General features: G+C 27.2%; 20 protein-coding genes and 1 CRISPR repeat array. Of the genes, 16 read left to right on the forward strand and 4 right to left on the reverse strand.

Annotated elements, in window-relative coordinates:
- Window positions 1–45: 45 nt before the first annotated feature.
- From cas3 to NWE74_RS00465, 6 genes are all read left to right on the forward strand, one after another.
- Window positions 46–2,343, forward strand: a complete 2,298-nt coding sequence (gene cas3, locus NWE74_RS00440) for a CRISPR-associated helicase Cas3' (protein ID WP_258241287.1) — start codon at window positions 46–48, stop codon at window positions 2,341–2,343.
- 60 nt (window positions 2,344–2,403) lie between these two features.
- Complete coding sequence (gene cas4, locus NWE74_RS00445) at window positions 2,404–2,922, forward strand: CRISPR-associated protein Cas4 (protein WP_258241288.1); 519 nt, start codon at window positions 2,404–2,406, stop codon at window positions 2,920–2,922.
- A complete protein-coding gene (gene cas1b / locus NWE74_RS00450) occupies window positions 2,922–3,902 on the forward strand; it encodes a type I-B CRISPR-associated endonuclease Cas1b (RefSeq protein ID WP_258241289.1) in 981 nt (326 codons plus the stop codon). Before cas4 ends, cas1b begins: the two co-directional genes overlap by 1 nt.
- A 1-nt stretch (window position 3,903) precedes the next feature.
- Window positions 3,904–4,170, forward strand: a complete 267-nt coding sequence (cas2, locus tag NWE74_RS00455; protein WP_258241290.1) for a CRISPR-associated endonuclease Cas2 — start codon at window positions 3,904–3,906, stop codon at window positions 4,168–4,170.
- A 183-nt stretch (window positions 4,171–4,353) separates the two neighbouring features.
- A CRISPR array of direct repeats spans window positions 4,354–4,905; the repeat unit is 29 nt; unit sequence GTTTTATATTAACTATGTGGTATGTAAAT.
- Window positions 4,906–4,967: 62 nt separating this feature from the next.
- Window positions 4,968–5,597, forward strand: a complete 630-nt coding sequence (locus NWE74_RS00460; RefSeq protein ID WP_258241291.1) for a hypothetical protein — start codon at window positions 4,968–4,970, stop codon at window positions 5,595–5,597.
- Window positions 5,598–5,624: 27 nt separating this feature from the next.
- The gene (locus NWE74_RS00465; RefSeq protein WP_258241292.1) at window positions 5,625–6,104 is read left to right on the forward strand and encodes an LURP-one-related/scramblase family protein; all 480 of its coding nucleotides are present in this window, start codon (window positions 5,625–5,627) and stop codon (window positions 6,102–6,104) included.
- Window positions 6,105–6,193: 89 nt separating this feature from the next.
- Here NWE74_RS00465 and NWE74_RS00470 read toward each other — a convergent pair whose 3' ends face one another.
- Entirely contained in the window at window positions 6,194–7,816 is a 1,623-nt protein-coding gene (locus tag NWE74_RS00470; RefSeq protein ID WP_258241293.1) for a carbon starvation protein A, read from the reverse strand.
- Window positions 7,813–8,310, reverse strand: a complete 498-nt coding sequence (locus NWE74_RS00475; RefSeq protein WP_258241294.1) for a hypothetical protein — start codon at window positions 8,308–8,310, stop codon at window positions 7,813–7,815. Before NWE74_RS00475 ends, NWE74_RS00470 begins: the two co-directional genes overlap by 4 nt.
- Before the next feature lie 258 nt (window positions 8,311–8,568).
- Here NWE74_RS00475 and NWE74_RS00480 point away from each other — a divergent pair, with 258 nt between their 5' ends.
- Together NWE74_RS00480 and NWE74_RS00485 are read left to right on the forward strand one after the other, a co-directional pair.
- The gene (locus tag NWE74_RS00480; RefSeq protein ID WP_258241295.1) at window positions 8,569–10,035 is read left to right on the forward strand and encodes a DEAD/DEAH box helicase; all 1,467 of its coding nucleotides are present in this window, start codon (window positions 8,569–8,571) and stop codon (window positions 10,033–10,035) included.
- A gap of 21 nt (window positions 10,036–10,056) precedes the next feature.
- Window positions 10,057–10,917: a RelA/SpoT domain-containing protein gene (locus tag NWE74_RS00485; protein WP_258241296.1), complete on the forward strand. Its 861-nt coding sequence runs from the start codon at window positions 10,057–10,059 to the stop codon at window positions 10,915–10,917.
- A 48-nt stretch (window positions 10,918–10,965) separates the two neighbouring features.
- On the opposite strand, the gene NWE74_RS00490 is transcribed toward NWE74_RS00485, so the two are convergent.
- Window positions 10,966–12,939: a sensor histidine kinase gene (locus NWE74_RS00490; protein ID WP_258241297.1), complete on the reverse strand. Its 1,974-nt coding sequence runs from the start codon at window positions 12,937–12,939 to the stop codon at window positions 10,966–10,968.
- A gap of 302 nt (window positions 12,940–13,241) precedes the next feature.
- On the opposite strand from NWE74_RS00490, the gene NWE74_RS00495 reads away from it, so the two are divergent.
- The 8 genes from NWE74_RS00495 to orr all read left to right on the forward strand — a co-directional run bounded on the left by NWE74_RS00495 (window position 13,242) and on the right by orr (window position 22,976).
- Complete coding sequence (locus tag NWE74_RS00495; RefSeq protein ID WP_258241298.1) at window positions 13,242–14,639, forward strand: sigma-54 interaction domain-containing protein; 1,398 nt, start codon at window positions 13,242–13,244, stop codon at window positions 14,637–14,639.
- Window positions 14,640–14,985: 346 nt separating this feature from the next.
- The gene (gene ord / locus NWE74_RS00500; RefSeq protein ID WP_258241299.1) at window positions 14,986–16,050 is read left to right on the forward strand and encodes a 2,4-diaminopentanoate dehydrogenase; all 1,065 of its coding nucleotides are present in this window, start codon (window positions 14,986–14,988) and stop codon (window positions 16,048–16,050) included.
- Window positions 16,051–16,153: 103 nt separating this feature from the next.
- Window positions 16,154–16,462, forward strand: coding sequence for a 2-amino-4-oxopentanoate thiolase subunit OrtA (ortA, locus tag NWE74_RS00505; protein ID WP_258241300.1), 309 nt, complete (start codon window positions 16,154–16,156; stop codon window positions 16,460–16,462).
- On the forward strand, window positions 16,455–17,879 hold the full coding sequence (ortB, locus tag NWE74_RS00510; RefSeq protein ID WP_258241301.1) for a 2-amino-4-oxopentanoate thiolase subunit OrtB: 1,425 nt from the start codon (window positions 16,455–16,457) through the stop codon (window positions 17,877–17,879). The genes ortA and ortB overlap by 8 nt, the downstream gene beginning before the upstream one ends.
- 47 nt (window positions 17,880–17,926) lie before the next feature.
- The gene (locus NWE74_RS00515) at window positions 17,927–18,301 is read left to right on the forward strand and encodes an ornithine aminomutase subunit alpha (RefSeq protein WP_258241302.1); all 375 of its coding nucleotides are present in this window, start codon (window positions 17,927–17,929) and stop codon (window positions 18,299–18,301) included.
- The gene (gene oraE / locus NWE74_RS00520; protein WP_258241303.1) at window positions 18,295–20,502 is read left to right on the forward strand and encodes a D-ornithine 4,5-aminomutase subunit OraE; all 2,208 of its coding nucleotides are present in this window, start codon (window positions 18,295–18,297) and stop codon (window positions 20,500–20,502) included. Before NWE74_RS00515 ends, oraE begins: the two co-directional genes overlap by 7 nt.
- Before the next feature lie 3 nt (window positions 20,503–20,505).
- A complete protein-coding gene (locus NWE74_RS00525) occupies window positions 20,506–21,897 on the forward strand; it encodes a GlmL-related ornithine degradation protein (RefSeq protein WP_258241304.1) in 1,392 nt (463 codons plus the stop codon).
- Window positions 21,882–22,976, forward strand: a complete 1,095-nt coding sequence (gene orr, locus NWE74_RS00530; protein ID WP_258241305.1) for an ornithine racemase Orr — start codon at window positions 21,882–21,884, stop codon at window positions 22,974–22,976. Before NWE74_RS00525 ends, orr begins: the two co-directional genes overlap by 16 nt.
- A 76-nt stretch (window positions 22,977–23,052) precedes the next feature.
- On the opposite strand, the gene NWE74_RS00535 is transcribed toward orr, so the two are convergent.
- Complete coding sequence (locus NWE74_RS00535; RefSeq protein WP_258241306.1) at window positions 23,053–23,589, reverse strand: hypothetical protein; 537 nt, start codon at window positions 23,587–23,589, stop codon at window positions 23,053–23,055.
- Between the last annotated feature and the right edge of the window lie 215 nt (window positions 23,590–23,804).

The raw sequence follows: 23,804 nt of genomic DNA on the forward strand, positions 1-23,804 counted from the left end.
AAACTATCTTGCCTTATTAATAGAGCAAAAATAGGAGATTAAATTATGATTTATGCAAAATCTGATCCAAAAGAAACATTAAGAGAGCATACAGATGCCCTAATAGAGCAGTTAAAAATATTGCAAGACTCTTATGGAGATAAAATAGAACAATTAGCTAATTTAGATAAAGATGAGTTTTGGAGATTACTAGATATAATTGTGGAGTTTCATGACTTAGGAAAAGTATTTACACCATTTCAAAATGTAATAAGAGAAAAAATAGGAATAGACACATTAGATACAGTATTCGAGAATGATGTTTATCATAATTATATATCACCATCATTTTTAAATTATAATGAACTTGAAATAGATAAAAACCTAAAGAATCTAGTAGTTCAATCTATTGGATATCATCATGAAAGAGATGTAAGAATAGATGCAAATTGTAAAGAAAAGATAAAAGAAATACTAGATAACGATATAACCAATAAGATAGATGATATCAAAAATGAATTTAATATCAGATATCCTATAAAGTCTAAGTCATTAAAAAATAATTATTTAGCTCGTATGGAAGAGAGAATAAAACCCAATGATCCAAATTATAATTTATATATACTGCTAAAAGGTCTTACACATAGGCTAGATCACTCTGCATCAGGTCATGAAATTATAGAATTGAATTATAAAGAGAATGTAGGCAAATATACACAAAACTTTATAAAATCTAATTATGGAAAGTTAAGAGATGTACAAAATTTTGCAAATGAAAATAAAGATAAAAATGTACTTCTTATAGCATCTACAGGTATGGGAAAAACAGAAACTGCCCTTATATGGGTAGACAAAGATAAGGCATTTTTTACATTACCACTTAGAGTAAGCATAAATGCATTATTTGATAGAGTATCAAAAGAAGATATTAAGTATAATTATGCAGGATTATTACATTCAACAAGTTTAGATTATTTACAAGAAAATAAATATAGTGATTATGAAGATAGAGTAAATCAATCAAAGCTTATGTCCACAAAACTTACATTTTCAACAATCGATCAAATATTTAAATTCCCATTTATGTATAGAGGATATGAAAAAGAATATGCAACATTAGCTTATTCAAAAGTAGTAGTGGATGAAATACAAGCATATTCACCAGAGATATGTGCAGTGTTAATAAAAGGTATTGAAATGATCCATAAAATTGGTGGTAGATTTATGATAATGACAGCTACTATGCCAACTATATATATTGATGAGCTTAAAAAAAGAGGAGTATTTGATGAAAATCTAGTAAGTGCTACATATAATACTGAAACAATCAGACACAATATAAAAATTGAAGATAAATCATTTACTAGCAACTTAGAAAGTATATCAAAAGAAGGGTATGATAAAAAAGTATTAGTTATAGTAAATACAGTGAAAAGTGCCATAGAAACTTATGAAAAATTAAAACAAATAGATAATAGTGTTAACTTAAATTTACTCCACTCGATGTATATACAAGAACATAGAAGTAAATTAGAATCAGATATAAAAGCATTTGCAAGAGGTAATGAAAGTGGAATATGGATAACTACTCAATTAGTAGAAGCATCTTTAGATGTTGATTTTGATGTACTTCATACTCAAGTATCAACATTAGATAGTTTATTCCAAAGATTTGGTAGATGTAATAGAAAAGGTGAAAAATGTACTGATAAGGCTAATGTATTTATATATACTAAAGAAGCTGAGGGAATTGGAAGTATATATGATGAAGATATAGTGAATAAAGGAATAGAGTTATTAAAAGAAAATATATTAAAAAATAGTGATAACTTAGAGCATTCTTTAAAAATAAGTGAAGATGATAAAGTTAAAATGGTTGAAGTACTTTATTCTAAAGAAAACTTAAAAGGAACAGAGTTTTACAAAAAGTTTAGGAAAGCTTTAGATATATTAGATTCTATATCTCCTTATGAATTATCTAAAAATGAAGCTCAAAGTATATTAAGAGATATAGAAAGTGATACAGTTATACCGAGAACCGTATATGATTCTATAAGAGATACATTTATACAAATGTATGAAGATTTAGGTGAAACTCTAAACAAAGCATACAAAGAAAAAGAAAAAAATAAAGAATTTATAAAATATATAAAAAATCAAAGAAGATCCTTAAGAAGAGAAATATTTAAAAAAACTGTAAATGTACCAACATATAAAACCAGAAAAGGTGGAATAACACCTATAAATATAAAAGGCTTAGAAGATTTAAAAATATTAGAATTTAAATATGATATATATGAAAATAAAGGAAGTTTAGGTGGAAAAGGCGTTCTTATAGGAGAAGAGCTTTCACAATTTTTATAAGATTAAAAATACAATTTATATTAACCATGTGGCATAAAAACAAATGAAGAAGGTGAATTTATGTCAATAGATTTAGAACAATTAAATATACAAGGTGTAAAAATAAATTACTACTTTGTATGTAAAAGAAAACTATGGTTATTCACAAAAGGAATAACTATGGAACAAAATAGCGATAGAGTAATGGCTGGAAAATTAGTACATGAAAATTCATATAAACGAAAGCAACATAAAGAACTATTAATTGATAATTTATTAAGACTTGATATAGTAGATAAAGATTATGTTAGAGAAGTTAAAATAAGTAGAAAGATGGAAAAAGCAGATAAGATGCAACTGTATTACTACTTATATTATCTAAAAAATCTTGGTATAAATAAAAAAGGAATGATAAATTATGTAAAAGAAAGAAGACAAGAAGAAATAGAATTAACACCAGAAATAGATACAGAAATAGAGAAAATAATTTTAGATATTGTAGAAATAAGTAAAGAAAAAACACCTCCAAAACTGCAAAAGTTACCGTATTGTACTAAGTGTGCATATTATGAATTTTGCTATATTAAGGAGGAAGAATAATGTCTAAAGATTATTATATAATGAACAATGGAAGATTAAAAAGAAAAGATAACACTATATATTTTGTTGATGATGAAGAAAGTAAAAGAGCATTGCCAATAGAACAAGTTAATAGTATTCATTTGTATGGAGAAGTTGATTTAAATACTAAAATGATTAATTATATAAGTCAGTTTGGAATAATTTTAAACTTCTACAATTATTATGGATACTATACAGGAAGTTTTTATCCTAGAAAGAAAAATGTTTCGGGATTTTCACTAGTGTGCCAATCTGCTTGTTATTTAGATTATGATGAAAGATTATATTTAGCAAAAGCTTTTATAGAAAGTGCAGTTCATCATATATTAAGAAATATGAGATATTATAAAGTTGATGAAGAATTAATCAATAAAATAAAAAAAGAAGCTGAAAGTATTAAATATATAGAAGATATTCAAACTTTAATGGGAATAGAAGGAAGAATAAGAAAAAATTATTATAAATCATTTAATCAAATTCTTAAAAATAATTATACATTTGATAAAAGAGAAAAAAGGCCTCCAAAGGATCCTATAAATGCATTGATGTCATTTGGAAATAGTATTATGTACACAACTGTTTTAAAGGAAATTTATAAAACACAATTGGATCCAACTATAAGTTTTTTACATGAGCCATCATCAAAAAGATTTTCACTTAGTTTAGATGTTGCTGAAATATTTAAACCTCTTATAATTGATCCTATAATATTTAGTTTAGTAAACAATAAAAGATTAATTAAAAGTGATTTTGTATATAAAGATGAAATATGTTATTTAAGCGAGAGTGGAAAGAAAAAGTTTTTAGCTGATTTTGAAGGTAAGATGAATACTACTATAAAGCATAGAAAATTAAATAGAAGTGTATCGTATAGGTACTTTATAAGGCTTGAGTGTTATAAGCTGATTAAACATTTTATAAAAGATGAAAAATATAAAGTATTGAAAGCGTGGTGTTAGTATGTTTGTTATAGTGACTTATGATATTTCAGAAGGAAGACAATTAAATAAAGCTAGGAAGCATTTAAAAAAATATTTAACTTGGACTCAGAATTCTGTTTTTGAAGGTGAGATAACGCCTTCTAAACTTCAAAGTTGTATGATTGAATTAAAAAATATTATAGATTGCAAAGAAGATTCTGTTTATGTGTATGAAATTAAGAATCCTAAAAATATAAGTAAAAATGTATATGGAACTCATAAGAGTTTTGATGATATGTTTTTATAGTTTTGCAGTGAGGTTTATTTTATTTAAAATGGCTAGATTCATTGAATTTAAACGGGTTAAGATATATGTTAGTATTTTATTATTAACGCTAATGCTACCTCACTGCAAAAAAGAAATTTTTATTTGTAAAATTAATGATATAATATAGTTGTACCAATAAGTGTAAGTATTGAGCTAATTGGGGTTTTATATTAACTATGTGGTATGTAAATGCTGGTAAATATGTTAAAAGTGTAAATGTGGGAACAGTTTTATATTAACTATGTGGTATGTAAATTTTATTGGACACCATATGTAACCATCTTCATAAAAAGGTTTTATATTAACTATGTGGTATGTAAATAAAGGAAATAAAAATGCATTAGGCAATAAAGGCGGTGTTTTATATTAACTATGTGGTATGTAAATCAGTTAACTTCCTATCTATATCAAATGAAACATCTGAGTTTTATATTAACTATGTGGTATGTAAATAATTATGTTTATGCATGTACTGAGCATCCATTTTTAAGTTTTATATTAACTATGTGGTATGTAAATCCAAGTAATGGAACTACAGTTTGATTTACTAATTTTGTTTTATATTAACTATGTGGTATGTAAATAAGGAATATGCAGATGCTGTTTTCATGAGAAATGTAGTTTTATATTAACTATGTGGTATGTAAATGTTACATTACTTATTATATATCCATCTTTATCATAAGTTTTATATTAACTATGTGGTATGTAAATAAAATCATAAATAATTAGTAATATCCATATAAATTAAAAAATATAATTTATATGGGGGAGTTATGAATAGTATAGATATAATAAGTAAAATTAAAAATGACCTTATTAATAAAGATATAAATGCTATACAAAAATATAAACTACAACTCATAAAAGATTGTAATATAAGAGATACTCAAGACAAAGAATTAATAAAATGTTATAATTATCATGTCAAATTAATGCGAAAAATCAAAAAATATCTAAAAGAGTCAACTGGTTATGATATAATTATTAATGCGAAAGAACATCAAGAATCCGATCTGATTACATTAATCTCTAAAATAAATCCAAATGAAATAAATATAGGAATATCTGTAGATATAAGATTGTTAACAGGAAGTAGCAATGAATCTTATATGGACTGTACTTACTATTCAAATCAAAGCACCATATATATAAATGATTTTAGGTCAAGTATGAGTAATAGAGGATATGGAAAAATTATATTAGATAATCTAGATGAAATATTAGAAGATCTAAATAAAACACTAGAAAAATATGATTTAAATAAGATAATGATCATAAAAGGAAAAATGATTGCTAATAAACATATTATAAGTGAAGAGAATCTTAAAAAAATGTATATAAAGTATGGATTTGAAGTAGATAATTCAAATAATATACTTAAAGTATTAAATGAAATAATGTAGACAATCTTACATAGTGGGGGAGATAGAATGAGATATTATATGAAGTCGAAGTTTTTTAAATTAAAAGAAGACTTTTGGATAAAAAATGATCAAAAAGAAGAAGTGTACTTTGTAGATAATAAGTTTTTAACAATGGGACTTCAATTTGATATAAGCAAAGGAAATAAAATTTTATATTATGTAAAAGAAAAACTGCTTACTTTTATGAGTAAGTATGAAATTTATGAAGAAGATAAGGTTATAGCCAAAGTAAAACAAAAGGTAACATTTTTTAGAGAAAAAATAGAAGTAGAAAGTAAGTATGGAAATTTAGAAATAGTAGGAAGTATATTTGACTATAATTATAAAATCTATCAAAATAAAAAAGAAATAGCTCATGTTGCAAAAGAATTTTTCTCATTTACCGATAACTATTATATAGATATCAACTTTAAAGATGAAGCTTTTATATTATGCTTAGTTGTAATAGTTGATAATATAATAGACAAAAACAATAGTGCTTCATAACTAAAAACTACTACCTAATCATATTAAAAAATTATGAAAAGGTAGTAGTTTTATTAATTTATATTAAATAGCTTTAAAAATTTTGAATCTTAGTTAGTAGATTCACTTTTTTTCTGTTTAAAGAAATTTAATGCTTCTTTTATAAGAATTAATGCCAATATTAAAAGGGCAAGAGCAATTACCACTAAAAAATAGTTTACACCAATATTAGCTTTTATATTGAAGCATAATGAAACTATAGTTACAACAAACATAAATATTATAGGGATGATAAACTCTTTGCAACCTTTTTTAGTATTATAAAGCCATATAGCTATTGCCATTAATGCAATTGCAGCAAGTAATTGATTTGCAGAACCGAATATTGGCCATATTTTTTCATAACCCATAACAGCAAGAAGTCCAGAGCATAAAACAGTTATTATTGTTGAAATATACATATTAGATAAAGGATTTTTTTGAGTAGCTTCTTTATTATCAAGACCATTAGTGTCAAAGAATTCTTGGAATATAAATCTACCAAGTCTTGTAGCAGTATCAAGTGAAGTAAGGGCAAATGCAGATATTGCAAGTGCTGTAAATGTTTTACCTATTGCAAAAGGTATACCAAATGATGCCATAAAGTTAGCGATACCTTCAGAGAATACATTAACAGGACCACCATTTTTTAATAAATCTCCAAATTGAGCGTTAGATATATAAGCGACAGTTATAAGAGCAACTATAGCAAGTAAACCTTCTATAAGCATTGCACCATAACCTATTTTTTTAGCGTCAGATTCTTTGTATAATTGTTTAGCAGATGTACCAGAACCAACTAATGAGTGGAAGCCTGAGATAGCACCACATGCAACTGTTACAAATAATACAGGGAATAAATATTGACCATTTACATTAAATCCAATAAATCCATCCATTTGTATTTCAGGTCTTAATATTACTATACCTAAAAGGGCACCTATTATCATAGCGTATAATAAATATGAATTTAAATAATCACGAGGTTGAAGCAATATCCAAACAGGAGTAACAGATGCAACAAATATATATAACATAAGTATTACTATCCAAACAGGCTTAGATAGAGATAATGGGAATAAGAATCCTAAATAAATACATCCAAATAATAATATAACTCCAACAATTGTAGCAGGTAGTATAGGCATTTTAAATCTATAAACAGCTATACCAAAAAGAACTGCAAGTATCATGAAAAATACTGATGCACTAGCAGCTTCTGGTGTTGATACGAAGTTGTCAGCAACTATGTTTGCAAATGCAGCAACGACTAAAACTAATGTTAACCAAGCAAATAAAGCAAATAACTTTTTACCTTTTTTACCCATATTAACTTCTATTATTTCTCCGATTGATTTACCATCATGTCTAATTGATGCGAATAAAGAACCAAAGTCCTGAACTCCACCAAAGAATACACTACCGATTAAAACCCAAAGAGTAACTGGTATCCATCCAAATATAGCAGCTTGAATAGGTCCAACTATAGGACCAGCCCCAGCAATTGAAGCAAAGTGATGTCCTAAAAGAATAGGAGATTTAGCTGGAACGTAATCAATACCATCATATTTTGTATGAGCAGGTGTTTTTCTACTATCATCTACTCCCCATTTCTTAGCTAGATATCCACCATAGCTTATGTATGCAATTATTAAAATAACTGCACTAATTAATAACAATGTAAATGAATTCATTTAAAGACCCCCTTATAAAAGTTTATGATATCTTTAGATTCATTATTATAGAAAAGCTCATTGGTTGATTTATCATGAAGAATAATTCTAGTGCTAGCATAACCTTTTAATCCAAACATGTAGCTTTTTCTTTTTTTATATTTTCTTATGTAGGTTTTTAAATTAGATTCAATAAAACTTGATGATAAAAAAAGTGTGATAATTGAAGACATATGATTTTCATTAGTTTTTACGATGTTACTTAGTGCATATTCTGCAAATGGAAGTACATCTTTTTCTAGATATTCTTTAGATAGGCAGTTTACTTCTTTAGCAAAAACATATTCGTTATTGTCGTAAGAATATATTACTTTGTCTTTACTAAGAAAAAATTTAGAATTAGTTAATAAAAATTCTCCCATAAAATCAAAATTATAATTTTCAATGCAATAATCATCATATATATTAAATGAGTTTTGTAGAGAATTTTTTAATTTACTTAAAATATTTAACACCTCCTTAACAAATCTTAATTAAATTCTAGTACTTTGTATTCATAAATTCAACCATAAAAGAGAATTATATATATAATCTAAGTGTTAGTTAAAATTATTTTAAATTTAATAAGAAAAGTTAAGATTATGTAAAGATATCTTAAATAAAATAACTAAGAAAAATGATAAATTTATAATAAAATTTTTGAAGGTAAAATAATTATACAAACACAAAATATGGTATAATTAGTAATTGCATAAAACATAAGGAGCAAAAAAATGAGTAAAGAAAATAATACATTTAGAGAATTTAATTTAGATAAAGAAATATTAAAAGCATTAAATAACTTAGAATATAAAATACCTTCCGATGTTCAAATAAAAACCATACCTCAGTTAATAAATAAAAAAGATGTAATTGTAAAATCAAAAACAGGTAGTGGAAAAACAGCAAGTTTTGCAATCCCAATATGTGAAAATATAAATATTGAAGATAACAATGTGCAAGCATTAGTAATAGTGCCAACAAGAGAGCTAGCACTTCAAGTAAAGGAAGAAATATCAAATATAGGAAGATTAAAAAAAGTAAGATGCTGTGCCATATTTGGTAAACAATCTATTAAGGAACAAATATCAAGCTTAAAACAACGTGTTCACGTAGTAGTAGCTACCCCTGGTAGAATTATAGATCATATAAAACGAGAAACTATTAATATAAAAAATTTAAAATATTTAATAATAGATGAAGCAGATAAAATGCTAAATAAAGGATTTATAGAACAAATTGATACTATATTTGAAAATTTACCAAAGCAAAAAACAGTAGGATTATTTTCAGCTACAATTGATAAAGAGATAGAATATGTATGTGAAAAATATATGAAGGATGCTTTAATTATAGCTGTAGAAGAAGCTGAGGCAATTAATAAAAAGCAAATAGATGAAAATTTGATAAAAGTAGATGAAAATGAAAAATATAATACTTTAAAGGATATTATTTATAGTGAAAATCCTAAAACTGTAATAATATTTGCAAATACAAGAGAAAAAGTTAATAAAATTTATAATCAGATGAAAAGAGATAAATTTTTAGTAAGAGAACTTCATGGGGATATGTCACAAGATAAAAGAATATATGTTATAAAAGATTTTAAAGAAAATAAATTTAATATATTAGTTAGTAGTGATGTTGCTGCGAGAGGAATACATATTGAAAACATTTCCTTGGTAATAAATTATGACATACCTAGAGATAAAGAAAACTATATACATAGAATCGGAAGAACAGGAAGAAAAGATAAATTTGGGAAATCAATAAGTATAGTAACTACTAAAGATGAAAAATATATAAATGAGATACAAGATTATATAGGTTATGAAATAAAGGAAATAAAAAAAATAGATGAAAATGATATTGTAAATGGGAAATTAAATTTTGAGAATAGTCAAATTAAAATATTAAAAAATAAAAGAAATAAAGATATTAATAAAAAGTCACATAGTGAAGTTACTAGAATATACTTAAATGCAGGAAAGAAAAAGAAAATAAGAGTTTTAGATATAGTAGGGGCAATAAGTAATTTAAAAGGAATAAGTGTAGATGATATAGGTGTAATAGAAGTATCTGATTTATGCTCATATGTAGATATTTTAAATCATAAAGGAGAACAACTTCTAAAAAATTATAAACAAATTAATATAAAGAAGAAACTTGTAAAGATAAAAAGAGACAATCAAAATGTATAATCAGATTTTTGGGAGGCATATATGCTTAGAAAAGAGGAATTTTTAATAAAGCACAATATTAGTAATGAATATTTAGTAGAAAATAATATAAGTTGGGATAATTTAGCTGAAATATATAGTGATTTTAATAAATATAGAAAAAGTTATGAAACACAAGCTGACTTAATAGCCAATATACTTAGAGGACATCATAAAGTTCATTCAGTTAAAACTAGAGTTAAAGATGCTGAACATTTAATTGAGAAGGTAATAAGAAAGACCGAAGACAGAAGAAAAAAATATGGTGAGGATTTTCAGTTCACAGTAGATAATTATAAAGAAGAAATTACTGATTTATTAGGAATAAGAGTAATACATATATTTAAAGAAGATTGGGAAGAAATACATGATTTTATAACTTTAATGTGGAATGTAATAGAAATTGTTGCAAACATAAGAGAAGGAGACAATACAAAAAAATTAGAGGAGCTTGGAATAGAAGTGTGTTCTAGATTATCTGGTTATAGATCTGTACATTATTTAATTGAATCTTATCCAACAACTAAGAAAGTAATATCGGAAATTCAAGTAAGAACAATTTTTGAAGAGGGATATGGAGAAATTGATCATCAACTTAGATATTCGTTAAATGAAATCCCTGAAATACTTGAACAAAATTTAATGTTGTTAAATCGTATAGCTGGAAGTTCAGATGAAATGGCATCTCTTATAAATATGTTGAGTAAAAGCTTTGAAGAAATAAATTTAAAACACAATAGAAGTGTAAATATAAAGGATCAAAAGATTTTAAATCTAAAAAATAGAATTAAAAACAGCAAAACATTAAATGAATATGATAAAAGTGAATTAGTAAAAGAAATTGAAGATATATTAAAAAAGTAAATTATAAAATAAAAAAGTTATCTAAAATACAGATAACTTTTTTATAAATTATTTAAAAATGTCTGACAATTCTATATCTGTGTTACTATCTAAAGAAGGTATGTCTCTATAAGATTTAGTAGATAAATCAGAGTTTACTGGCAACTTAATAATAAATGAAGTTCCTATATTTACCTCAGACTTTACATCTATAGTTCCTTCATGTAATTTTACAAAGGATTGAACTATAGATAAACCAATTCCGCTTCCCTCATTTTGTCTAGTTAGACCATTATCTATTTGCATAAATTTATCAAATATTTTAATTAAATTTTCTTCCTCTATTCCAATACCATTATCATCAACTCTAAATTCAAAATATTGTTCATTTGCAATTATAGTTGTAAGAATAACACATTTTGGCCTTGAAAACTTTATAGCATTAGAAAGTAGATTTAAAACTATTCGTTCTATTTTTTCTGGATCTACAACCATATCTAATTCTTCTGTATTTGTATCAAATACAATTTCTAACTCTTTCGAATTTGCATATGGTATAACCGAGAGAACAGATTCTTCAACTAAATTTATTATATTAACTTTTTGTGGTTTTAAGCATACAAATCCAGAATCTATCTTAGCTACATCTATAACATTATTAATAAGTCTAAGCAATCTATTTGAATTTTGATTAATTATATCTAAATTTGAATCAATACTTTCCATAGTTTTATAAGGTATTTGATTATCTATACCGTCTTTTGTTAATAGTATTTTTAATAACTGATTGGCAGAAGTTATAACAGCTACAGGTGTTCTAAGTTCATGACTAATAGTAGCTATGAAGCTACTTTTAGATATATTTGCATCTTCAGCTATTTTCATAGCCTTTCTCAATTCATTCTTATGTTTTACTGTTTTAAATGTATGTGAAATTAGTGCTAATAAAATTAATATAAGTCCCGCGAAAACAAAAATAACAGGGTATAATAAGTCTTTGTATTTATCCCAAAATGGTATTGGTTTATTTAATACAATAGAATTAGAAGGAATATTTCCTTCATATATATTATTATGCTTTAAATTATTATAATTAAACATCCAAAGATTAGAATCTTTAGGGTATATAATTTTACATTCATTTGTATTAGTTGTTAGTATATTGTCTAATAAATTAGATGCTAGTAAAGCTTGATTTTGGTGATTTATAACTTTACCACCGATGATATTAGTTCCTTTAACAATATCATCCATAATATCATAGTTAAGTGTCGTAAATACTGGAGCAGAAATATTGTTTTTGACAACTTCTATAGCCTCTTTAACAGACAATGGACTTTGAATACTATCTCTATAAGGATAAACAAATAAAACCACATCATTCATATTATCTATTTTAGATAGTTTATCTAAAAATTGATCATTTACTTTATTGGGAATCGGCATATAGCTAAAATCAAAGTTTTTATATTTGTCTTTAAGCTTATAAAAATCTGTAATTTCTTTATTGTAAATAGATTTATCACCAGTTAACAATATTAAGTTTTTATGCCCGCCATAAATTTTTCCAATAAAATCAACTGTTTCATATATGGACGCATATTCAATAATTCCAGATATATTTTTTTGTTTAGCTAATTTTATATTATCTTCATCTGTTGCACCAAAAAAAACAGCAGGCATATCTTTAAATAAGCTATCTTTATACTTTAATGCAAAATTTAATGCAGCATCATCCCCTAATATTACTGCATCAAATTTTTCGTAGTTTTCAAATTTTAACTTTAGATAATTATGAAAATTTTCTTCAAGATCCTTTCCTCTAAACTTTTTTACATCTAAGTATTCAATACTTACATCATATCGCTCATCTAAACCCTTAGCCATTCCGTTAAGTTGATCATTGAAACTTATAAACTTAGGAGAATAAGAGCTGATGAATAAAATATCTTTTCTTTCTTCTGCATTTGAAGTTTTAGGAACAAAAGCAAATAAGAAAGAAATAAAAATTATAATAAATAATTTTATTTTTCCCTTTTTCATTTTAATCCACCTTTATGTAAAAATATATTAATAAATTTAATTATACCAAAAAATGGAAAATATATCTAAGGTATATAAAAAAATAACAAAAAAATAACAAAGTTGAATAAAAATGTAGAAAAAATGGCAAAAAAGTACTTTTTTACAATTTTAAACTATAATTATTATTTACTAAAAAGGAAATTTATGGTTTTTGTATAATTATTATATTAATGATGCTTTTTTTCAATAGATCCAAAAAATAAAAATAATACATAAATAATTAAGATCTTTTAAATAGGGGAATGTAGGGGGCGTAACTTATGAAAGAAGAAATATATAGTGACGTAATTGAAAAAATAATAGAAAGCATTGATGAGGGAATACACTTTATAAATAAAGATGGAAAAACTATTATTTACAATGATGCCATGGCTAAACTAGAACAAATGGATAAACATGATGTATTAAATAAACCATTTATAGATGTATTGCAAAGTATGGAGATAAAAAACAGCACATTATTGAAAGTATTAAAAAATAAAAAATCTATAAAAGATAATGTACAGAAATATTTAAATAAAGATGGAAAAGAAATTACAACTATAAATACTACAGTACCTATAATTGTAAAAGATAATCTTTTAGGTGTATTGGAGATATCAAAGGATATGACACAAATTCAAACACTATCTGAACAAATTTTAAAAATGAAAGAAGTTAAAGATAATAAAATAGTAAACCATGAAAAATTAGGATATAACTTTGATGATATAATAGGTGAAAGTGATGCTATAAAGAAATCATTAACAATTTCTAAAAAGGCATCTAAAAGTGATGCAACTGTTTTGATTTATGGAGAAACGGGAACGGGTAAAGAATTAATAAGCCAGTCTATACATTATGATAGTAAAAGGAAAGAACAACCATTTATAGCACAAAATTGCGCTGCACTTCCTGAAAGTTTGTTAGAAGGTATATTATTTGGAACTGTAAAGGGAGGATTTACAGGCGCTGTAGATAGGCCTGGTTTGTTTGAACAAGCAAATAAAGGTACTATATTATTAGATGAAATAAACTCTATGCCTCTTCAACTTCAAGCAAAATTACTTAGAGTTTTACAAGAAGGTTATGTAAGAAGAGTTGGAGGGACTAAAGATATTCCTGTAGACGTAAGAGTTATAGCAACAACAAATGAAAATCCTATGGATATTTTAAATGAAGGAAAAATAAGAAAAGATTTATATTATAGATTAAATGTCATTTATATAGAGATACCTCCTTTAAGAGCAAGAGGAAATGACATAATACTTTTAGCAAATAAATTTATTGAAAAATATAATAAAAAGTTGGATAAAAATATTAAGTATATTTCAGACACAGGAATAAAAGTGCTCAGAAATCATTACTGGCAAGGTAATGTCAGAGAGTTAGAGAATACAATATATTCAAGTATGAGTATGATGGATGATGAAAATATTTTAACCAATGAGATGGTAAATATAAATGAATATAAAAATAATATTGCTGAAAATGTATATGTAGTTGATGTTGATGCTAAACCTCTTGATTGGGTAGTAGCTGATATAGAAGAACGATACATAAATGAAGCATTAGATAAAACTAATGATAATGTAACTAAGGCAGCTGCTATATTAGGGTTATGCAGACAAAATTTACAATATAAAATGAAAAAATATAATATAAAAAAAAATAAGTAATTATTTTTGCTAAAGTATTGAAATGGTATATTTTAATATTTAGTGCATAATTTTTATAAAATACAATATAAGAATTAAATTAAAGAGTAAAAGAGCAAAAAAATTTGCAGTATATGCAAAATTTAATGCTCTTTTTTTATTAAAAAATAACAAAAGGACAAGCATTTTTTAATAATTGGAAATTTTCTAAAAATATTATTTTTTATAATTTTTAAAATAGTATTTATTTCACACGCTTTGAAACTATTTTAAATTTTGAAAAAATAAAAAAATCAAAAATAAGTAAAAAATGGCATGGTAATTGCTTAAATAAAAGACAGAAAAAATAATAAGGGGGAATTAAAAAATGAGAAATGTTAAAGTTGGAATTTGGGGATTTGGAGCAATGGGTAGTGGAATGGCAAAAATGCTTCTTAAGAAAAAAGGGATAGATATAGTAGGAGTATGTGATATGCATCCTGAAAGAGTAAACAAAAGTATGTATGAAGTTTTAGGTTGTGAAAGAGGAGAGAGACCAGACGTTATAATAAATTCTGATGCAAATGTAGTATTCACAGAAGAATGTGCAGACGTAGTATTACTTGCAACAGATTCTTTTACAAAAGGAGCATTTGATAAAATAAAACATGTTTTAGAAAGAAAAATAAATGTTATATCAACTGCTGAAGAAATGGCATATCCACAAGCTCAAGAACTAGAATTAGCTAAAGAGTTAGATAAAATAGCTAAGGAAAATGGAGTATCAGTTTTAGGAACAGGAATAAATCCTGGATTTGTACTTGATTTATTAATACTTGCACTAACTGGAACTTGTGAAGAAGTAGATTACATAAAGGCTGCTAGAGTAAATGATTTATCTCCATTTGGAACTGCTGTTATGGTAGAACAAGGGGTAGGTGTTACTAAAGAAGTATTTGAAAAAGGGGTAGAAGATGGATCAATAGCAGGTCATGTAGGATTCCCTGAATCTATAAGAATGATAACTGATGGAATAGGATGGAATTTAGAAAAAATAGATCAAACTAGAGAACCAATAATGAGTAATGTATATAGAAAAAGTGAATATGCAGAAGTTCAAGCAGGAAATGTAGCTGGATGTAGACAATGCGGATATGGATATGTAGATGGTCAAATGAAAGTAGAAATGGAGCATCCACAACAAATATTACCTCACTTAGAAGGTTTATCTACAGGAGATTATGTAAGTATAAAAGGAACTCCAAATATAGATTTACAAATAACTCCAGAAATACCAGGTGGTATAGGAACAATAGCTATGTGTGTAAATTCTATACCACATGTAATAAATGCAATACCAGGTCTTAAAACAATGTTAGATATACCAGTTCCAAGAGCTATAATGGGAGATGTACGTGAGTTAGTACAATTAAAAGAAAGTGTAGAAGCATAAAATATTTGCTTTTAAATATAGAAAAATATAAATTAAATATTCGTGCTAGTTAGCTGTTATGACAAAAACTTAGCTAGCACGAAATAAAAGGGAGATTGTTGATATGGATGCTAAACGTGGTGATTGGGTTATAATTCACAATATTGTACTTAATCCTAGTCAAAGAGCTCCACAAGTTCCAGAGGATACAAAAGCTCATCCTTTAGAAATGTGGGTTAAGGGATTTATAGATAATGATGCCAATATAGGGGATTTAGTAAAAGTAAATACTATAACAGGAAGATGTGCAGTAGGAAATTTATTAAAAGTAAACCCTTATTATACACATGACTATGGAAAGTGTATACCAGAACTACTTCAAATAGGAATTCAAGCAAGAGATATACTATTTGGAGGTGAATCAAATGATTAAAGATAAAAGCTATAGTGGTGTAATGAGTAGAAAAAATGAAATAATGAAAAATGCTATAGGAATAGACTACTCTATATTTGAAAATGAAGGAGTTTCTTTTGATTATGAAAAGATGATGAGAGAAACTGGATATTCATTAGACGAAATTGAAAAAATTCAATCAAATTATGCAGTAGGTAATACTCCTATAATAGAACTTAAAAATATAACTAAGTTAGCTAGAAAAGTAGCTCTAAAAGGCAAAGGAGCTAGAATATTTATAAAAGATGAAGCAGCGAATGCTTCAGGAAGTTTTAAAGCAAGAAGAGCTGCAACTGCAGTTTATCATGCTAAAAAAATGGGATATAAAGGTGTAATAGCAGCAACTAGTGGAAATTATGGTGCAGCAGTTGCATCACAAGCTGCTATGCAAGGATTAAAGTGTATAATAGTTCAAGAATGTTATGATAGCAGAGGTATAGGCCAACCTGAAATTATAGAAAAAGCAAGAAAATGTGAAGCTTATGGTGCAGAAGTTGTTCAATTAACAGTAGGACCAGAGTTATTTTATACGTTCTTACTTATGTTAGAAGAGACAGGTTATTTTAATGCATCATTATATTCTCCATTTGGAATAGCTGGAGTTGAAACATTAGGATATGAAATAGCTATGCAGTGTAGAGAACGATTAGGTAAAGATCCAGATATAGTAGTTTGTACAAATGCAGGTGGAGGAAATTTAACAGGAACTGCAAGAGGTTTAATAAAAGCAGGTGCAACTGACACTAAAGTAGTTGGTGCAAGTGTCAATTTAAAAGGACTTCACATGGCAAGTGACAATCAATTCAATAAAAAATCATTTACAACAGGTCATACAGGATTTGGAATACCATTTTGCACTTGGCCTGATAGATCTGATGTACCAAGATCAGCAGCAAGACCGCTTCGATATATGGATAGATATGTAACAGTTAATCAAGGCGAAGTATTTTATATGACAGAGCTTCTTGCTCAATTAGAAGGATTGGAAAGAGGACCTGCAGGAAACACTTCACTTACTGCTGCATTTAGTTTGGCTCAAGAGTTAGATGAAGATCAAATAATAATAGTTCAAGAAACTGAGTATACAGGTGCTGGAAAGCATATAAATCCACAACTTACATTTGCTCGTGAAAATGGCATAGAAATTAAGTTTGGAAATCCACAAGATGAAATATGTGGAGAGAATTTAATATTGCCATCACATCCAAGTTTAATAAAATCAAAAGATATAAATATTGATAAGATAAGAAAATCATATATAAAAAATGCTATAGAAAACAATAATGTATCTTCATTAAGTGATGAAGATATAAGCTTCTTAGCTAAAGATTGTAAATGTAGTGAAGAATTTGTAAAAGAAGTAGAAAAAGAGTTATTGTCTGTAAAGTCTTGTTAGATATTTATTAGTATAAATAAAACTAAAAAATAATTAGGGGGATTATCATGAAAAAAAGATTAGATGATTTTCAAGAACGAAGAACTCACTTAGCTAATTTGAGTGATGAAGAATTAAAGAATAGATTTTGGCAGTTAGCAGAAGAAATAGTTACTCCAATGCTAGAGCTTGGGAAGAAAAATACAAGTCCATCAATAGAAAGATCTGTTCTTTTAAGAATGGGATTCTCTTCGCTTGAAGCTAAGGAAATAGTAAATGGTGTACTTGAAAACAATCTTATAAGTAAAGGTGCAGGCCATGTTGTATATAAATTAGCAAGAGAAAAACAGATAAGTATAAGAGAAGCAGGACTTATGTTAGTGAATGGAAAATGCTGGGATGAAGTAGTTAATTTATTTGCTAAGGAGGGTGTATCATGCTAAAAGAAAATAAAAAATTAGATATAGAATATATATTAAAAGATCTAGAAAACTACGTACCAAAAAGAAGAGGTTGGACTTGGAGAGAAAATGAAAAAGATTTAGAAATGGGACCTTTTAAATACCAAGATTGTTCAGCTCCTTTAAAAGATAGCGTAGCACTTCCATCAGCAAAATATTTTAATAATATAGACCCTCAGCCAAAAGCAGTAATTACAACAGAAATAGCTTCAGGAAGATTTGAAGATGATATAAGAAGAATGAGAATGGCAGCTTATCACGGAGCGGATCATATAATGGTTATAAGAACAGCTGGTCAATCTCACTTTGATGGACTTATAGAAGGTACGCCACAAGGTATAGGAGGAGTACCTATAACTAGAAAACAAGTCAGAGCACAAAGAAAAGCTTTAGATTTTATAGAAGAAGAAGTAGGAAGACCAATAAATTACCATTCTTATGTAAGTGGAGTTGCAGGACCTGAAGTTGCTGTAATGTTTGCAGAAGAAGGAGTAAATGGAGCACATCAAGATCCTCAATACAACGTATTATATAGAAATATAAATATGATAAGATCATTTGTTGATGCTTGTGAAGCAAAAACTATAATGGCATTTTCAGATATGGCTCAAATAGATGGGGCTCATAATGCAAATGCAACTGCTAGAGAAGCTTGGAAGGTTATGCCAGAACTTATGGTTCAGCATGCTCTAAACTCAATATTCTCTGAAAAAGTAGGGATTAAAAAAGAAAATATATGTCTATCAACAGTTCCTCCAACAGCACCACCAGCACCTTGTTTAACATTAGACTTACCATATGCAGTAGCACTTAGAGAATTGTTTAGTGATTATAAAATGAGAGCTCAAATGAACACTAAATATATGGATTCATCAACTAGAGAAGCTACAGTAACTCATGTTCTTAACTTACTAACATCAGTTTTAACAAGAGCTGATATACAATCTACTATAACTCCAGATGAAGGAAGAAATGTTCCTTGGCATATGTATAACATAGAAGCTTGTGATACTGCAAAACAAGCACTAGTTGGTATGGATGGACTTATGGATATGATAGAACTTAAAGAAACTGGACAATTAAGAGATACTGCTCGTGAATTAAAAGAAAGAGCTGTATTATATATGGAAGAAATAATAGAAGCTGGTGGATACTTTGAAGCTGTTGAACAAGGATTCTTCGTTGATTCAGGAAATTACCCAGAAAGAAATGGGGACGGTATAGCTAGAAAAATAAAAGACGGAGTAGGAGTAGGTACTGTTTATGAAAGAGATGAAGATTATTTAGCTCCAGTAACTGCCCACTATGGATACAATAACGTAGCACAATATGATGGAAACTGTGCGCTAGACCCTGCAAAATTAATAGATGGATGTACATTTGAAGATCCTTCAAAAATAATATATATAGATGAATTAGATGATATGGATAACGTAAATGTACGTTTAAAAGAAGTAGAAGAATTTAGAACTTCTACTAAGATAAAACCAGAAATGGAATGGTGTGCTGATGGTACAGTAATGCTTACTATGATGTTGCCAACAGATAAGAGAACTGCAGAATTTGCAGCACTAGAATTTGCTAAGAAAATGAACTTAGAAGATCCTGAAGTTATAAACAGAGAAGTAATGCACTCAGCTGAAGGTACTAGAATAGAGATAAAAGGTAAAGTTCCTTTTGTTGTAGACATAGATGATTTAGTAATACCTGAAGAGCCAAAGATCATGACAGATGATGAAATAAGAGCAGATATAGAAAGAAAACCATTAAAAATTGTTTGTGCAACAGTAGGAGAAGATGAACACTCTGTTGGACTTAGAGAAGTAATAGATATAAAACATGGTGGTATAGAAAAATATGGTATAGAATGCCATTACTTAGGAACTTCAGTGCCAGTTGAAAAATTAGTAAATGCTGCAATAGAGTTAAACGCAGATGCAATATTAGCTTCAACTATAATAAGTCATGATGATATACACTATAAAAACATGAAGAAAATGCATGAGTACTGCATAGAAAAAGGAATGAGAGATAATGTGATATTAGCCGCTGGAGGAACACAAGTTACGCCTGAAATAGCAGTTGAAAATGGAATGGACGGAGGATTTGGAAGAAACGACAGAGGCGTTAATGTTGCAACGTTCTTAGTTGAAAAAAGAAGAGAAAGAGAAGCTCAGAAATAAAACATGAAAATAGATGTATTAGTTGCGGAGATAGGCTCTACAACAACAGTTGTAAATGCCTTTCTCGGCATCCATACAGATTGTCCTAAGTTTATAGGTCAAGGACAAGCACCAACAACTGTATTTGAAGGCGGAGATGTAAGAAATGGTCTTAACGGAGCAATAAAAGATTTAGCTGAAAATTTAGGTGTAGACAGTATTGAATATGATGATATGTTTGCAACATCTAGTGCAGCTGGAGGTCTTAAGATGACAGTTCACGGACTTGTGTATGATATGACAGCGAAAGCAGCTAAAGAGGCGGCTTTAGGTGCAGGAGCAGTTATACACAAAGTAAGTGCTGGGAAATTAAGAAGAACTGATATAAAAGAAATAAAAGAAATTAAGCCTAATATAATATTAATAGCAGGTGGAGTAGATTACGGAGAAAGAGATACGGCAATTTACAATGCAGAGCTTATAGCAGGGCTTCATCTAGGAGTACCAGTTATATATGCAGGAAATATTGAAAATCAAGAAGAAATAAAGTTAATTTTTGAAGATACAAATTACAAACTTTATATAGTTGATAATGTATATCCAAAAATTGATTATTTAAATATAGAACCAACAAGAGAAGTAATACAAAATGTATTTGAAGAGCATATAACAAATGCACCGGGAATGGAACATATAAAAGATTTAGTAAATGAAAATATAACACCAACTCCAGGAGCAGTAATGGAAAGTGCAAAACTTCTTAAAAAGCATATAGGTGACTTGATAGTTATAGATGTAGGTGGTGCAACAACAGATTTACATTCTGTAACAGAAGGTAGTGAGGGTATAAATAGAATATTAGTAAATCCAGAGCCAGTAGCAAAAAGAAGTGTTGAAGGTGATTTAGGTGTCTATGTTAATATGAAAAATATAGTAAATCTTATAGGTAAAGATAAGTTACAAGAGGAGCTAAAAAACATCAATATAGATGAAATAATGGATAATTATTTGCCAATACCAAAAACACCTCAGCAAAAAGAATTTGTTGAGAGACTAACAAGAGAAGCTGTGCTTCGTGCTACAAAAAGACATGCAGGAATTATTAGAAATGTATACGGAGCAAGTGGAAAAAGTAAAATAGCAGAGGGAAAAGACTTAACTGAAGTAAAGTATATAGTTGGAACTGGTGGAGCTTTAACAAGACTTCCAAAAAGAGTAGAAATAATGAAATATATTTGTGAATATAACAAAAATAAAGATTTGTTATTCCCAAAAGAAAAAGCAACAATTCTAGTTGATAATGATTATATAATGGCATCTCTAGGCGTTTTATCTAAAAAATATGAAGACGCATCTCTAAAACTTATGTTAAAAAGTTTAAATCTAGAGGAGGAACATGAATGTACCCTAGGTTAGAAATAAATATTCCTAAATTAAAACATAACGTATCTATATTAAGTGATATATGCAAAACTCATAATTTAGATATGGCTATGGTTACAAAAGTATATTGTGCAATACCAGAAGTAGTAAAAGAAATAAGTCAAGAAAATGTAGATTATTTAGCAGATTCTAGAGTAGAAAATTTAAAAAACTTGAAAGATATAAATTTGCCTAAAATATTACTTAGAATACCTATGATTAGTGAAATAAAAGATGTAATTGAATATGTTGATATAAGTTTTAACTCAGAATTAAAAACTATATATAAATTAAACGAAGAAGCTAAATCAAAATCAAAAATTCATAAAGTAGTTTTAATGTTTGATTTAGGAGACTTGAGAGAAGGATATTTTGAAGAAAATGAATTTTTTAAAGTAGTTGATGAAGTTTTGAGATTAGAAAATATAAAACTATTTGGTATAGGAACAAATTTAACTTGTTATGGGGCTATAATGCCATCAACTGAAAATTTAGGAAGGTTAGCTAGGTTATCTAAACAAATAGAAAGGGATTATAATATGCCTTTAGAATTTGTTTCAGGAGGTAACTCTAGTTCAATAGATTTACTTCAAAAATGGAATATGCCAGATGGAATAACTAATCTAAGATTAGGTGAGGCTATAGCACTTGGACGTGAAACTGCTTATGGAAATATAATAAAAGGAACATACCAAGATGCTTTTAAATTAGTTTGCGAAATAGTTGAATTAAAAGAAAAGCCATCTTTACCTATAGGAGAAATTGGTATGGATGCATTTGGCAATGTACCTGTATATGAAGATAAAGGAATATTAAAAAGAGCAATAGTAGGGATAGGAAAACAAGATATAAATATAGAAGGAATAACACCGATAGATAAAAATATAGAAATATTAGGTGCAAGCTCAGATCATATGATACTTAATGTAACTAATAGTGAGAAAAATTATTCAGTTGGAGATACTATTGAATTTTTAGTACAATATGGAGGGCTTTTAACTGCTTGTACAAGTAAGTATGTTTTTAAAGAGCTAATATATAATGAAAACCAAGAAGAAGTAGCATATAATTAAATAGGAAGTATAAACAAATACCCTTAATTTTATTAAAACTAAATAAAATAAAGGGTATTTGTTTATAGTTATAATTTTATTTAAAATAAGTATAACGTCTTTTTTGAGCATTACGACGTTTTTGCTCTAACTCTCTTTTGTGGCTCTCTCTTCTTAGTCTCATATATTCTAATTCCATTTGTTTTCTCATTTCTTTTTCATTTATATAAATTGTAGTTAAACTTGATATGTACTTTATTGTTGCTAATAAACCTATAATTAAAGAAAATAGCGGTAAAACATTTATTGTTGCAGATTTATTTAAAGTTATTTCTAATACTGCAAAGTCTTTAAAATAATAAATTAATAAACATGGCACCCATGATGCTATAATACTTAAAAATAATAAAGATTTAGATTTATTATTTTCAGATGATGCAGAATTTAATAATAGAAATACTATTAAACATATAATTGGTGGTGCTAAAGAAAATTTCACAGATTCAACCATATTTCCATGGTTAAATTTCAAGCTTATGTATACAGCTGTATATGTAACTATCTCTACAAATAGCAAAATTAAAATTAAGTTTGATATAAACTTACCTCTAAATTTTTCTTGTTTTTTCTTCATATTTTCCTCCATTTAGTGATTGATGAAAATTATATATGGAACTATTTGACATAAATATATCTGAATTTTATAATAACACATATTTTATGTAGAAATTTGTAAAAAAATAGGGAAAAATATTTTATTATTATATATTTTTTCTGCAAAGAATGTAAACATGTTTGAAAATAAAGTAAGTTAAGAAAAATCTATACAGTATAGATTATCTTGATTAA

Source organism: Romboutsia lituseburensis (assembly GCF_024723825.1).
Lineage (GTDB): Bacteria > Bacillota > Clostridia > Peptostreptococcales > Peptostreptococcaceae > Romboutsia_F > Romboutsia_F lituseburensis_A.